Below are 13,875 nucleotides of genomic sequence, written 5' to 3'. Positions count from 1 at the left end.
GATGAATGGTTAGCTTTTTGTATAATAGTGAGAAGCACCGTGCCGGGGTTTAGAAAAATATCTCATTATTTAATCATAGTTTAGAGTCAGATGAACTTAATATAACTGATTTGGATATGATTGCAAAAATATTGCGAAGTCTGACACAAGCCGGGATCGATGTGGATGAACATACTACTGCCATGATCGCCTATTGGGACCAGGATCTTATTTGCAGATATGCCAATACCGCTTACCTTGATTGGTTTGGTGTAAATCCCGGTGATATGATCGATAAGATGAATATAAGGGAATTGTTAGGGTCGCTATATGAAAAAAATGAGGCTCACATCCAGGCAGCATTAGCAGGTCATGTTCAGGTATTCAGACGAGAGATCGTTTCTCCTTTTGGCCAAACACGCCAATCGATCGCTACTTATTGGCCGGTTATCGAGGGTGAAGTAAAAAAAGGCTTTTATGTTCATGTCGAGGAGACAGCCCTCCACAATACCCCGCAACATCAACTTGTTTCAGGGATAAATTCGAAATTCATTGAATTAAGTGAACCGATAGCCGTAGTGGAAAAAGCCCTGCATAGCTGCCTGCTCACTGGTTTCCCCGGTATTACTCCACTGGCAAAACAACATTTTATATCAGAAACCAGACTCAAACAGAGTTTTAAGTTAAGATACGGCCGAAGTATTTTTGCGCACTATCGTTTTCTGCAAATGGAATTGGCGGATAGCTATTTAAAGGAAAAGAAAGCCAGCAAAAAGCAACTGGCGACACTGCTTAATTTTACCAATTCCACCAACTTTCTGATCTGTTATCAAAAACATTTGAAAGAACGATCCGACCAAAAAGTTATCCGGGAACTTACGAAGGCCAACGATGACCGGTATAAAACCTTTATTACTCAATCTCCTTTTGCCCTTGCCATGCTGGATGATAAAATGAACGTCAAAGCGGCGTCGCAAAAATATGTGGACGATTATCATCTGAATGACCTGCCTTTGATTGGCTCAAACTTTTATGATCTGTTCCCTTCATTAGACCCACAATGGAAGAAATTACATAAGGCTGCCTTAAAAGGTAAGTCGCAAAGCGGCGAAGATTATGTTTTTGAACGCCAAAACGGATCAACTATCTGCATAAAATGGGATATCCGGCCATGGCGAAACCATGATGGTAAGGTCGGCGGCATTATGATATTCACTGAAGACATTACTGCCGCTAAACTGAAAGAAGAAGAAAATTCCAAGATCCTGGATGTGCTGAATTCAGCAGGCGATGTGATCAAGATCGGCATATGGCAAAGAAATTTAAGAACGGGTAACAGCTTTTGGAGCAAAGTCACCCGGGCCATACTGGAGGTTCCGGAGAACTCTAAAGTCTCCTCTGAGTTAGCACTTGAATACTATAAGGACGAAGAAAGCAGGCAACGTATTGAAGAAGCAACCAGGCAGGCCATAGAAAAGGGCAGGCCATTCGATATCGAGACAGAAATAGTAACGGGAAAAGGCAACAGGAAATTGGTTAGGGTGGTTGGTTATCCTGAATTCAAAAATGGTAAGTGTGAACGCCTTTTCGGTATATTCCAGGAACTTAAAATCTATGCGTAAATGCACATAGCAGTATTTTTGTCCGCAGCATATATTTTAATGTCTTTAACAAAATTAAAAAAGCGCTGCCATTGCATACATTTACACTTTAACGTGAGACTGCACATCCGCAAAATGGCTGAACTCATGGAGGAATTTAAATAGCTTTTTAATAATTAAAAATTTCTATCTGAGAAATTAAATTTTTTGCATTTCAAATGCGTTTTACTTATCTGGTATATACAAGTTGTAAAAAAATTTCTATAGCCATATTATGTAATAACAGAGTATGAATATCTTTGCGGTTCTGGAAAATAAAAAATAAAAAATGACAATGCTTATAATGGTAACAGCGCAGGCGTTTATTTGGCAAAAAATGAATATTCAAAGACCCTATTCTTCATTTTTTGGAAGTGGGGAAATATGGGATTTTAAGGGTAAATGCTTGAATTATAATTAGATTCATCAATGAAAATCATCAAAAATAAGTTATTTTAATAAATTTGGGTATGATAATGTTTTGACTCATTAGGGTATAAAATACACTGATTGTGAACTTGTTGACTCAAAACGCTACACAGTGTTCGAAACTCAGTTTGAATTACTTCCCGGAAATAATTATATTCAAATGTCTTAACCTATAAGTATTAAAAAATAATGAACGAATCATTAGATAATGCACAGCCAACTATCAAAATAAATGGCGTACTGCATGCGGTAAATATTAAGGAGTATGAAACTTTTGTAGAGGAATGCCAGGTCTTTATGGATGTAGAGGGAAATGGGTTTGAGGTGATGACCCAGATCATTTCTGATCAGTTGGTTGAATGTGCCAGTCCTCAAACGACAATTGAAGAATTAAGGCCACAGCTAAAATTTTTGAAGGAATTAGGGCTTCTGCTGAGCGGGCTGACTACTCCCCTGGGAGACAATTAGCCAGCCTTATTTTTCGATATAGACCTGTAGAAGTTCATTGTGACGCTCTAACAGTTCAATATACTTGTCTTTCCAATAGAAACTATTGACGGTTTCCTCCGAAGAGAGGAAGGATGGGTTGCTGGTTCCTTTATTTATAAAGTCTTCCTTAGAAAACATACCTGGAAACTCGGATGAAAAATCATAGCTAATTACTGAGCCTATGCGGTAAATGATTTGCGGCTTTAAGTGGCGCTGATTAAACCAGTTGTACACTGATCTGCGGTTAACTTTAGTAAGGCGGGCCAATTCGGTAATGTTAAAGCCATTTCGCCTTATTATGCGTTCTACTGTCTGTCCATGATGAAGTTCCATAATTAATTTTAGTCCGATCTAACGGTTTGGTTTTGAGTTCGTAATTCTTGTTCATTATACTTGGTGAAACATCATTAAGATCAACTTTCAGAGTGGCGATGAGCGTACAATTTAATTGTTTAATGGTGATAAGCACAGATTTTCGCTGCACCTCTAGTACTTCTGTGTTTAGCTCAAAAAAAATGCCATTACTAAATGCCATTTTATCCCCAGCTTTTATAGTTGTTACACAAAATGACTCAATTTCTTCGGGCTGATTCACCAGATTTTTAATCATATTAATTTCTTCTTCTCCAATTTCGGCCGCTTTGCCATTATATTTTATGAAATTGATACTGCCATTGCTTGGAGCACTTCCAATTCTTCCTTCAGGTTAACATGAACGAAAATATAAGAACTGAACAATGGAATCTCTACCGTTTTCATCCGGTCAGCCCATTTCCTCTTTGACCTCACAAGAGGGCAGTAGGCATGGATGCCTTTTTGGATCAGCAGTTGAGTGGTTTTTCTCTCCCACATAGATCTTGTATATACAACTTTCCAAGATCTGCTGGTTGCCTGACATTCTGGTATAATGCTTCTAATCATCATTTTAGCTTTACGTTTTTGATAGGTCTAAAATAATAATGATTGCTCATTTATTCATCATCAGAATGCTGATCGTGTATTATCTTGCACTTTATTCTCAGTTTTTCTCAGTATTCAACAACCTGATCATCATCCGTGTGCAATTGCTTTTTTTAGATTTAAAATGAACATACTTTTATCGAAAATCGAAAATGAAATGCACTAAACTTCCCCTTCATATAGTGTATTGTCAAATTAAAAATGCACCAATAAAAACATGAACAAAAGACAACTATGAAAGTTTTACATGTCGCCGCCGCTATGGATCCTGAACTGGGAGAAATGTGCCATGCAGTGTCAGCAGTAGTTCACAACCTTTTAGGCAGGGGCATCCACAATGAAGTGGTGAGCCTGGACGATTGTGATGCCGAATTCCTTCATGGATCAAAGATCATAATCCACGCGCTGGGAAAGGGAAAGAACCCATGGGCATATAACAAAAGATTGGTGCCATGGCTGGTCACCAATCTGAATTATTTTGACCTGGTCATTGTTCACGGCTTATGGTCTTACTTTGGATATGCGGTAAGAAGGGCCATGGCCTTGCTGGAAAGGGAAGATAGCAATGGGTCATATCCCAAACTACTTGTGATGCCCCACGGAATGCTCAGGTCAGAATATACCCATAAATGGGTTAATGTTATCAATTCTGTAAAGAATAATCTTTACTGGAAGTATATAGAGCGAAAACTGACTGATATTGCCGATGGGATTTTATTCATTTCTGAAGAAGAAAGAATACTGGCAAGTTTCCCACTGAAAGGATACAATCCAAAAAGGGAATTTGTGGTGGGATTTGGAGTGGATCCCCCACCAGCATTTACCTCTGACATGAATGAGCTGCTGAGGTTGAAATGCCCTGCCCTGGGCAACAATTCCTACCTTTTGTTTATAGGGAATATTGCTGAGGTACATGGCCTGGATCTTTTGGTTAAAGCCTATATAGATTCCCTTTTAAAACTGAAGACTGAAAAGCGATTGTCGGGTATAATGGGTTTAATGCCTAAGCTGCTCATTTCAGGTGGAGGAATGGATACGCCATATGGAAGATTTTTATTGGAAACGGTAGTACAAAATTCTTTAACCGAGGATATAATCTTCATAGGACAACTTTCCGGTCAGGCAAAATGGGGGGCAATTTATGGCTGTGAAGGTTTTATAATGCCTAGTCATAAAGAATATTTTGGAATTGAGGTAGCAGAAGCATTGTCTTGCGGAAAACCGGTACTGATCTCTGAAAAGGTATTGATATGGAGAGAGATCTATGAGAATGGCGCCTGCTATGTAGCCCAGGATGATATGGCCGGGATCACGGAGCTTTTAGAATTTTGGAGGCAAGCCTCATACAAACAAAAACAGGCACTGAGCGACTATGCCTTACTTGCTTATAAAAAGTCATTTACACCGGAGTATGCGACGAGCAGGTTGCTGAGGGCAATCAAAGGTACTTTTCAAGAGCCTGTACCCCGAACCGATAATAAATAACCTATTGACAATCATGATTTTATAAAAAAATGACCATGACCATTCAAACCAGATACATTTACCTGCTTCGGTACATTCTGCCGGTTACTGATGTAATCATGCTGAACCTGATATATTTTATGGCTTATTACCTGACAGATGATTTTGCCAATGTTGTTTCCAATGAGATCAATAAAAATTACATCATTGTTTGTAACCTGATCTGGTTGCTGAGTACGGCATTATTTAGTTTGTATACAGCTTATGGTGCCAGAAAAATGGAGCGGATCTATCGGGGTACCTGGAGGAGTGTAGTTTTTCATTTTGTGCTTTTCTCGATATACCTGATGTTCTCCAGGGATTTGCACTTTTCCCGAACTTTTTTAGTGGTGTTTTATCTGTTGCTTATTGCTGCGTTTATCTTGAACCGGTTTTTAGGAACATCATTACAATATATGCTGATCAGCAGATTTAACGTTGCAAAAAAAGTAGCTGTTATGGGTTCAAATTATACTGCGCTAAGAATATCTGCCTATTTAAAGAAAGAAACAAGCCTTGAATTTTATGGTTTCGTTGGAGAAGACGATAATGTCTATTGTGATGAGGATGGTTTTGTATCTGATATTGTAAGCAAAAGGCTTACTAAGGCAGCAGAGAGCGGGGTCAAAGAAGTATATGTAACCGTTGCACCGCAACGCATGGCAGAGGTAAGGGCTTTGATAGAGGAAGCCGACAGGCAATGTATGCGGTTGAAATTTATTCCGGACCTGGCGGGTTCACTGTCTTTACCCTATACGATAAGTTATCTTGGTGATGAGTTTCCTATCATTACTTTAAGAAACGAGCCCCTGGAAGAAATGAGCGCACGCTTTAAGAAGCGGGTGTTTGATGTACTGTTCAGTGGCATGGTGATCGTGTTTATATTAAGCTGGCTGTATCCTATTATTGCGATCCTGATCAAAATGCAAAGCGGTGGGCCTGCACTGTTTACACAGGAGCGCAGCGGCCGCGATGACAAGCCATTTTTATGCTACAAGTTCAGGAGTATGAGGGTAAATTGCGATTGCAATACCAGGCAAGCCACAAGGGATGATGACCGCATCACGGCAATCGGAAGGTTCCTGCGCAGAACCAGTTTGGATGAGATGCCGCAGTTCTTTAACGTATTTGCGGGGCACATGAGTGTAGTAGGCCCAAGACCGCATATGCTGAAGCACACGGAACAGTATAAAACGATCATCAATCAATTTATGGTCCGGCATTTTTTAAAGCCCGGCATTACCGGTTGGGCCCAGGTGAATGGATGCAGAGGCGAAACCAGGAAAAAAAGAGACATGGAAAACAGAGTGAAATATGATCTCTATTACCTGGAGAACTGGAGCGCAATGCTTGACGTGAAGATTACGTTTATGACCATCATCAATGCCATAAGGGGTGAAGAAAATGCATATTAATCAATATATGAAAGATACTTACGTTTTAATTATGGCTGGTGGTGCTGGCAGCCGTTTCTGGCCAAAGAGCCGCGATCATTTTCCAAAGCAGTTTATTGATATCCTTGGGATAGGGAAATCGCTGTTGCAACTGACTTACAACAGGTTTATAAATATCTGCCCACCGGAAAATATTTATATCCTGAGCAATGAGCAGTATGCTGGTCTGATAGCCGAACAACTTCCCCGTATTTCTAAAGATAATATCATTTCTGAACCAAGCAGAAACGATACTGCTCCATGTATCGCTTTTGCGTCCTTCAAGATATTTGACTTAAATCCAAACGCTAATATGTTGTGGCCCCTTCAGATCACCTGATCCTTAAGGAAGATGTATTCTTAAGTAAGATAAAAGATGCCCTGGAGTATACAGCCACACACGATGCCTTACTTACATTAGGAATAAGTCCAAGCCGGCCGGATACAGGTTATGGCTATATTAATTTCAGACAGTTGTCAGATAATGGGATCCATCAGGTAGAGGCATTTTTGGAAAAGTCGGATCTGGAAAAGGCAAAAAAGTTCCTGTCAGATGGAAATCACCTTTGGAACGCTGGTATTTTCATTTGGAGTGCATCGTCAATTCTTGCATCATTGAAGCTGCACGCACCTGAGGTTTGCGGTTTATTTGAAGCTGGTAAATCCTTTTACAATACCATAATGGAATCAAGTTTCATATCCGAAACCTATCCATTGTCTCCAAATATCTCCATTGATTATGCCATCATGGAAAAGGCTGAAAATGTCTATACCATACCTTGTGAATTTGGTTGGTCAGATCTTGGGACCTGGCCCTCGTTATATGAGGTGCTGGACAAGGATGAGAACAACAATGTTTTTCATGGGCACAATATGCACCTGGGAGATACCAGTAACTGCATGATCCAATTGCCTAAGGAAAAAGTAGCTGTGATAAAGGGACTTGAGAATTATATTGTTGTAGACGATGGAAAAGTTCTGCTTTCTTTAGGATAGATCAACAGGCATTTATTCTGTGCATCAGGCTACGCACTATTAAGCAGAAGGTAAGGTATTTATCAATTAAGGAGTGCTTCAAAAGAGAACTACTACCCAGCCTCCGATGGTAAAAGTAAATTTATTCAGCCAGATATTGGGCCACATTAGCGGAGAAGAATTCGACAGACTGGTAGCAAAGCACCAAAGTGATAAACACGTTAAAGGGCTGAAAAGCTGGACGCATTTGGTATGCATGCTGTTCTGTCATATTGGAGGAACTGGCTCAGTTCGGGACATCAGCAATGGATTAAGCAGTACCACCGGTAACCTGAGCCATTTAGGTATTTCCCGTGTTCAGTTATGAATATCCAGAAAAAATGGACAATACCAGTCAGAGATTGGGGTAAAATTATTAATCAGTTTAGTATTATATTTGAAAATAGACGTCTCCTTTAAATTCAATACCGTTGACCACTTACACAAAATTCTTCACAGGCTCCTAAATTCTTGTACAAAAGTGTAGAACGAGTTATCGATTAGCTTTCATTAAGTTAAATCGCCTGATCATTTGAAAAAGTAGAACCTCTTTAGCCTTGTCAAATATTTTAAAAGCCAGTCCTCCTAATAAGAAGGATTTTATCTCCATATAATAATAAAATACTAGATTTTGCTTTAACCTACGCATCAATGCGTTCTACACTTTCCTGCTTTCTCAGCAATTCCAGTATAAACAGATCACAGATCAAAAGTGACGAAAAACTTCCTTTCACTGAAATATATAGTTTCAGCCAATTCTGCTTACTATCCGTTTTTTTGATCGGTAGTTTAAATTTGTAGGTCAAATAATTAATAATGACATCTATTTGAATTTTTTACCCTAAACAATTGACCAGAAATTAAGAGATGTTGTATTAATTGGGTGAAATTGTTAAATAACTTTATCAGATTAACTGGCTCTGAGGAAGTGATCTGTGCAACATTATATGGGCTGATGTTATTCTGCGCTCCGACGGCGTTACATTTGAGGATCGAAAATTACGCTATGCTAAACTTCGACCAATTTTCAGTATAGGTCATTAAATGTCCTAAATCATAAATGATTGATAAGTTCGTCCTTCAGCATGACCGTTCAGGTCAAATATTTTGACTGTTTCAGACAAATTTTGGAGAGATAACAGCGGTAATTTTGTCTAAAATATTCAAACAATGGAAAATATAAAGGATAAAGTTATTGTGATTACCGGTGCGAGCAGCGGCATGGGTGCCATTACTGCTCATAAACTGGCCACATTTGGTGCAAAAATTGTGCTTGCTGCCCGCAGGCAGGACAAATTAGAAGCTTTAGTCAATGAATTAGGTGAGAGCGTGATGTTTGTCAAAACAGATGTCACCGTTCGCAGCGAAGTTGACCATTTGATCGCTGAGGCCATTAAAAAGTTTGGCAAGGTGGATGTTCTATGGAACAATGCCGGCATTATGCCGGTTTCTTTTTTTGAAGAAGGCAAAGTGGAAGAGTGGGACAAAATGATTGACGTGAACATTAAAGGCGTGCTTTACGGCATCAATGCGGTACTGCCACATATGCTCGAAAGAGGAACAGGCCATATCCTGGCGACCTCATCTATAGCGGGTAAAAGGATTTTCCAAAGCAGCGGCGTGTACAGCGGCACCAAGTTCGCGGTTCGTGCAATTATGGAGACTTTGCGTGATGAAACGGCCGGTAAGATTAAAACGACCACCATCTATCCCGGCGCTGTTACTACAGAACTTGGGCATGACATCACGAGTCCGAAAGTAGCTCAAATGGCCGAAGCTATGGGGACTTATGACAGACTTGATGCCGCTGCAATCGCAGACGCGGTCATCTATGCCATCAGCCAGCCTGGCAACGTAGCCGTCAATGACATCACGATACGGCCGCTTGGGTCATTTATTTAATGGGGCATTCCGGTTATCATGAATGTAACCCACATCCTGCTTTTAAGTGCTAAAACCAAATGATTAAATATTATATCATTTATACCACTAAATTAGCTTAGTTTATTTATACGGATGGATTTGAACGGCCTACATACAAAACAGCCTGATATACAGTTTGCTATTGGTACAACATGTGAACATGCAAGGCTCGATTATATGCCGGAGCATGTAGTTTGCCATATCATCAGCGGCGAGATGAGGGTTATAGAAAGTAACCGTCAAAGTATCTACAGGGCTGGGGATTCCTTTTTACTTCGCCGCAACGGACTGATCAAATGTGAACACCGGCCCATCGGATCAGGAATTGAGTTTAAAGTGGTCTTCTTAGTGCTGAAAAAAGATTTTTTGCATAACTATGCCCTGCAGCACGGGCTGTCAAAGGAAACCCAGCAAACCGGTTTGTACCAGCAGGTGCTGTTGCTGGAACATACCCCGTCTTTAACAGGCTTATTCCAGTCACTCCTGCCGTATATGGATGCCCATGCAGTTCCCGGTGCGGCGATCACAGCGCACAAACTGGCCGAAGCGCTGATCTGTCTGCTGGAGCAAAATAAGGATTTGGCCGGCTGGTTATTTACTACCGCAGAAACCGGCAAGGTTGACCTTGCAGAATTTATGGAACGTAATTTTATGTTCAACGTGCCGATGAACAAGTTTGCTGAGCTGAGCGGGAGAAGCCTTTCCACTTTTCAGCGGGACTTTATGAAAATATTTGGCATACAGGCGGGTGCCTGGCTCTTAAAACGAAGATTGCAGGCGGCTCACGATACTTTATTAAATACAGGCCGAAAACCATCTGACGTGTATCTGGAAATCGGTTTTGAGGACTTTGCCCATTTTTCCAGATCTTTCAAGACCTATTTTGGTTATAACCCTTCCCAGATAAAGCGTAGCCCTGAAAAGGGTTGAACTGCCTTGATTAGTCCCGATTTGGCGCCAATATTCCTCATTTTGGCTATGTAGGAATCCTGAGAATGCATCACCTTTGCAGGGTAAAAACAGGATTTCTTTCTTAGTGATTGTTCTATAACAAGGTCAATCTCTGCTTCAGCAGAAGTACGATAAAACCAGGGAGTTCCGCTGTCCCGGATATAGATTTTTGGAGATTTGACCAATCTTTTCCCAAGGTTGCCAGACCAGGGTCTGAGTGTCCTGATCAGCAGCAGATCTTCTAACAGGTTCAGGTATCTTTTTGAAGTTGGAGAAGTAATGTCAAGATTTGCACCAAGCTGTACAACATTAACCTGGCTATCTTGCTGATATGCCAGCATCAACACTTGTTCCTTTTTTAGTCGGATGTGGTTTTCTCCTTTACAGGTGGATCTCAGAGGAACAATAATTACCCACACCATCAAGTTAGATATTTATTTTAATAAGCTTTTATGTTACCGATGCGCTGTACTGCTATTGGAAAAGATGTGTCCGTATTTTTATCTTTTATGCAGGCCATTGTGGCGATGGCTAGCAGTAATAAAAGTCCTTTCTTCATGGGTCAGGGATTAGCTTTATTTTGGTTTTAAAATTTAGGCTAAAATAAAAGTATTCTGGTAAAGAATATAATAATCTGAAAACGAATCTGTCACCTCTTCTGATTCCTTTTGAATAATCCAATTTATCGCTTGGTAATCAACCAGAGTTATTTCAATTTGTTGGCTGAAATTACAAATTATTGAATATATTAATTAAAATGAATTACAGCATAATTATTTGATTAACATAAAATCACAATGATTAACAAAATGCTTTGTAAACTAGAATAGGCTGTATATATTTGGTGACTATCCAGGCGCTTTAGCCGATTAAAATATTATAATTTGCCTGGCACCATAATGCTGGGCATTTTTATGCTCTGGATATTCACCTCCAAAACACATCAACAATTCTGGCTCCAAATCCTCAGCCTTTAATTTAATTGATCGATTTTCACTTTTTTCAATCGCTTTTTGGCGACCCATTATAAAGCTCAAAAGGATTAATTAACTTTAATTCTTCTATCTTATCGAAGTCTTTTGTATTGCGGCTAATTAAGGTAAGGTCATTCGTCAGCGCTGTAGTAGCAATAATTGCATCTGGTAATTTAATGCATATGCTTTCCGAAGTTCTACTGTCTTATTCTTAATATCCTGTTCGAGTTCGAAGACAAAAGAATCTGCAATAAAATTCTTTAAAACGGCAATATCTTTGTTAAAAGCTGTTTTCCAGCATAAAAGCTCTATTTCTGTAATTGCAGAAATAGCGGGTATAGATTCTTTTAAAACGCCATCTATAAAATCCTCCAGCTTCTTTAGAAAACAGCTGTTGAAGATAGTAGATAGCTGTATTAGTATCCCAAAGATAATTTATTCCCATTCCTTGCGTAAGTCGTCTAATTGCTTGTCGATTTCTCTTAATGGTTGAGTAGTCATTGCCCCTTTGTATTTTGTGATCAAATTTTCAGAACTTGAATTGACTACTTTCTTATCTTTTCGAACACGTATAATTTTAAGCAGTTCTAAATCTTTTAATAGATTTAGTGCTTTGTCGTTTAGGACATCTATAGTTAGTGTTGTCATACTACAAATTTACTTAAATTCTTCGCAATATTCATTTTTGAATATTAAGAATACTCAACAATAACCACACCATCAAGTCAGCTGATCATTTCCTGGAATAAACACTCGTTCCTTTTTTATTAGGGTGGGGTTGTATAGTTTGCCTCAGCGGAGTGAGGATTTAATATCCATGTAAATAAGAAAAGACAGGTATGAGGGAATACAGTGCCCCCAAAAAGTTAGACACTTTATGGGGGCATTTTTATGAGTAGAAAAATTAAGCACAAATTTATTTTTCAAATCTTCAAATGCTTGTGAATTCTTCCGCGCTAGACATTTATCAATTTTCTACGATTCCTTTGTCAGGCATAAAATCCTTTGGAGAACATCCAAAATCCAATGCAATCTTATTTAGTTGATCAAGGGCGTATTTACTAGGTATTTTTGGGCTCTCAATCTGCACAATGTATTTATCAGTCAGATCTAATAAAAGTCCAAGTATGGCTGAGTCACATTTCTCTTATTGCGCTCATGACAAATATTATCCACGATCGCCATTTACTGAATGGAAGACTAATTATAATTTACCATATTCTTCATCAAAAAACTGCTCCAAGGTTATATTATGACAATTTAACAATGTGATCAATGTCCCAATAGTAATATTAGTCCTTCCAGCTTCATATTTTCCATATTGAGAACGATTGAGATCATGGTCATAAGCAAACTTATCAGGATTAGTATATCCTTTTGCTTTTCTAAGCTCTTTCAGTCTACCGCCTATTTTTCTAAGCTCCTTTTCTGAATTTAAAAGTTCTTTTTCATTTCTGCTTACCATGAATTAAAGAAAAAGAAAAGCTAAACTTAGTTACACTCCATAAAAAGAGTATTATTATTTGGAGTATACGGAAGATTGTTAGTATCTTAGCTAAGAAAAAGAAAGCTAAACAATGATATAGAAAACATTTAAAAAATTCATGAGTCTTGCGGTTACAACTCTGAGGCCGTCAACGCAGGACAGCAGAAAATCCCATAATCTATGTGTAGATATGCTATATTTGCATATTGAGATAGATTTGGGGTCTGCTGTAATGCCATGTTGACCTAAGGCCTCAGAAACTTTACAGTAACCATGGTTGGCAGATCCCAAATTTATTATCCCAACCACAGACTCATATTTAAAAATTGCAACTAACAATTACAAATATGAAAACTGCCAAACAAACCCACCACAAACACAATTTCACTCTCATCATCTGCCCACCACATTAGGCAGCCCGCCACCAGGCTCAATCCAAAGCCTTCCAAATCATCCCTGCACAATTGTTCTGGTTCAACCCCATTTCAACATTATGCAATCTTCAAAAACAATACTTTACGATTTTATCAAAGCCGTAAAAAAGATTGACACTGCACATTCCGATACCAGTTATCAGAAAGCGGTGGATGACTTTCTTGCCAAATATCCAATCCAGGAATGTCAAAAAATCCTGATAGACTTTTTAACGAAGTTGTATTGTGGAAACTTTGACCGTTTTTACAGTGCAAATGCCCGTTTTAAGCTGCTTGCTCTTTATGAAAGGACAAATGAAATGGCCATGACGACCTATATGGCGCAGATCAATCAAATTCTAAACCCAAATTAAACAAAAACCAACAAGCTAATTATACCAATCAACTAACAAAACATAAAAAAACGAATATGAAAAAAACTCTACTAACCGTAGTCCTGGCTGTGCTTTGCCTTTTCCAGATGCTCCAGGCGCAGGAAAATAAAACAAACTATGCGCCCTTAAAACTTGGCGATAAAATCCCCGAAGCCATTTGGAACAGACCAATACAGGTCATCAACCACCCAACAGGCAAACAAGTCATCACACTAGGTGACTACAAGAGCAAGGAGCTTATCATCATCGACTTCTGGGCCTCCAACTGCTCGCCATGTATCAAATC

Annotated in this window: 17 protein-coding genes and 1 pseudogene; 11 read left to right on the top strand and 7 right to left on the bottom strand. The window is 39.1% G+C overall.

Annotated features, from left to right (window positions below):
- The first annotated feature begins 116 nt into the window (after positions 1-116).
- Both VK541_RS03065 and VK541_RS03060 read left to right on the top strand, forming a co-directional pair.
- Complete coding sequence (locus VK541_RS03065) at positions 117-1,601, top strand: PAS domain-containing protein (protein ID WP_324366808.1); 1,485 nt, start codon at positions 117-119, stop codon at positions 1,599-1,601.
- 636 nt (positions 1,602-2,237) lie between these two features.
- Positions 2,238-2,516 carry a hypothetical protein gene (locus tag VK541_RS03060; protein ID WP_324366806.1) on the top strand — a complete coding sequence of 93 codons (279 nt, stop codon included), beginning with the start codon at positions 2,238-2,240 and terminating at the stop codon, positions 2,514-2,516.
- Positions 2,517-2,522: 6 nt separating this feature from the next.
- Here the strand turns inward: VK541_RS03060 and VK541_RS03055 are convergent, their stop codons facing one another.
- From VK541_RS03055 to VK541_RS03045, 3 genes are read right to left on the bottom strand one after another with little or no spacing between them, the layout of a single operon-like run.
- Positions 2,523-2,870, bottom strand: coding sequence for a hypothetical protein (locus VK541_RS03055; RefSeq protein WP_324366804.1), 348 nt, complete (start codon positions 2,868-2,870; stop codon positions 2,523-2,525).
- Positions 2,815-3,147 (bottom strand): hypothetical protein, encoded by a 333-nt coding sequence (locus VK541_RS03050; RefSeq protein ID WP_324366802.1) that lies wholly within the window; start codon positions 3,145-3,147, stop codon positions 2,815-2,817. The genes VK541_RS03055 and VK541_RS03050 overlap by 56 nt, the downstream gene beginning before the upstream one ends.
- Before the next feature lie 44 nt (positions 3,148-3,191).
- Positions 3,192-3,458 (bottom strand): UpxY family transcription antiterminator, encoded by a 267-nt coding sequence (locus VK541_RS03045; RefSeq protein WP_324366837.1) that lies wholly within the window; start codon positions 3,456-3,458, stop codon positions 3,192-3,194.
- 273 nt (positions 3,459-3,731) lie between these two features.
- Here VK541_RS03045 and VK541_RS03040 point away from each other — a divergent pair, with 273 nt between their 5' ends.
- The 7 genes from VK541_RS03040 to VK541_RS03010 all read left to right on the top strand — a co-directional run bounded on the left by VK541_RS03040 (position 3,732) and on the right by VK541_RS03010 (position 10,300).
- A complete protein-coding gene (locus VK541_RS03040; RefSeq protein WP_324366800.1) occupies positions 3,732-4,982 on the top strand; it encodes a glycosyltransferase in 1,251 nt (416 codons plus the stop codon).
- Positions 4,983-5,017: 35 nt separating this feature from the next.
- Positions 5,018-6,415 (top strand): undecaprenyl-phosphate glucose phosphotransferase, encoded by a 1,398-nt coding sequence (locus tag VK541_RS03035; RefSeq protein ID WP_324366798.1) that lies wholly within the window; start codon positions 5,018-5,020, stop codon positions 6,413-6,415.
- Positions 6,416-6,422: 7 nt separating this feature from the next.
- The gene (locus tag VK541_RS03030; RefSeq protein WP_324366796.1) at positions 6,423-6,773 is read left to right on the top strand and encodes a sugar phosphate nucleotidyltransferase; all 351 of its coding nucleotides are present in this window, start codon (positions 6,423-6,425) and stop codon (positions 6,771-6,773) included.
- Positions 6,752-7,429: a mannose-1-phosphate guanylyltransferase gene (locus VK541_RS03025; protein ID WP_324366794.1), complete on the top strand. Its 678-nt coding sequence runs from the start codon at positions 6,752-6,754 to the stop codon at positions 7,427-7,429. Before VK541_RS03030 ends, VK541_RS03025 begins: the two co-directional genes overlap by 22 nt.
- Positions 7,430-7,535: 106 nt before the next feature.
- Positions 7,536-7,775 carry a DUF4372 domain-containing protein gene (locus VK541_RS03020; RefSeq protein WP_324366792.1) on the top strand — a complete coding sequence of 80 codons (240 nt, stop codon included), beginning with the start codon at positions 7,536-7,538 and terminating at the stop codon, positions 7,773-7,775.
- An 842-nt stretch (positions 7,776-8,617) separates the two neighbouring features.
- Positions 8,618-9,349, top strand: coding sequence for an SDR family oxidoreductase (locus tag VK541_RS03015; RefSeq protein WP_324366790.1), 732 nt, complete (start codon positions 8,618-8,620; stop codon positions 9,347-9,349).
- A 120-nt stretch (positions 9,350-9,469) separates the two neighbouring features.
- Positions 9,470-10,300, top strand: a complete 831-nt coding sequence (locus VK541_RS03010) for a helix-turn-helix domain-containing protein (RefSeq protein WP_324366788.1) — start codon at positions 9,470-9,472, stop codon at positions 10,298-10,300.
- Here the strand turns inward: VK541_RS03010 and VK541_RS03005 are convergent.
- The 4 genes from VK541_RS03005 to VK541_RS02990 all read right to left on the bottom strand — a co-directional run bounded on the left by VK541_RS03005 (position 10,258) and on the right by VK541_RS02990 (position 12,760).
- On the bottom strand, positions 10,258-10,743 hold the full coding sequence (locus VK541_RS03005; protein WP_324366786.1) for a DUF4143 domain-containing protein: 486 nt from the start codon (positions 10,741-10,743) through the stop codon (positions 10,258-10,260). The genes VK541_RS03010 and VK541_RS03005 overlap by 43 nt on opposite strands.
- A 447-nt stretch (positions 10,744-11,190) precedes the next feature.
- Complete coding sequence (locus VK541_RS03000) at positions 11,191-11,358, bottom strand: hypothetical protein (RefSeq protein ID WP_324366785.1); 168 nt, start codon at positions 11,356-11,358, stop codon at positions 11,191-11,193.
- Between the two features lie 372 nt (positions 11,359-11,730).
- Positions 11,731-11,943, bottom strand: a complete 213-nt coding sequence (locus VK541_RS02995; protein WP_324366783.1) for a hypothetical protein — start codon at positions 11,941-11,943, stop codon at positions 11,731-11,733.
- A 556-nt stretch (positions 11,944-12,499) separates the two neighbouring features.
- On the bottom strand, positions 12,500-12,760 hold the full coding sequence (locus VK541_RS02990; protein ID WP_324366781.1) for a helix-turn-helix transcriptional regulator: 261 nt from the start codon (positions 12,758-12,760) through the stop codon (positions 12,500-12,502).
- A gap of 298 nt (positions 12,761-13,058) precedes the next feature.
- Between VK541_RS02990 and VK541_RS02985 the strand changes: the two genes are divergently transcribed.
- The gene (locus VK541_RS02985; RefSeq protein WP_324366779.1) at positions 13,059-13,568 is read left to right on the top strand and encodes a hypothetical protein; all 510 of its coding nucleotides are present in this window, start codon (positions 13,059-13,061) and stop codon (positions 13,566-13,568) included.
- A gap of 56 nt (positions 13,569-13,624) precedes the next feature.
- Positions 13,625-13,875 (top strand): annotated as a pseudogene (locus VK541_RS02980) (hypothetical protein); the annotation flags it as partial.

The organism is Pedobacter sp. (assembly GCF_035317785.1).
Lineage (GTDB): Bacteria > Bacteroidota > Bacteroidia > Sphingobacteriales > Sphingobacteriaceae > Pedobacter.
This window is presented reverse-complemented; position numbering and strand designations above follow the sequence as displayed.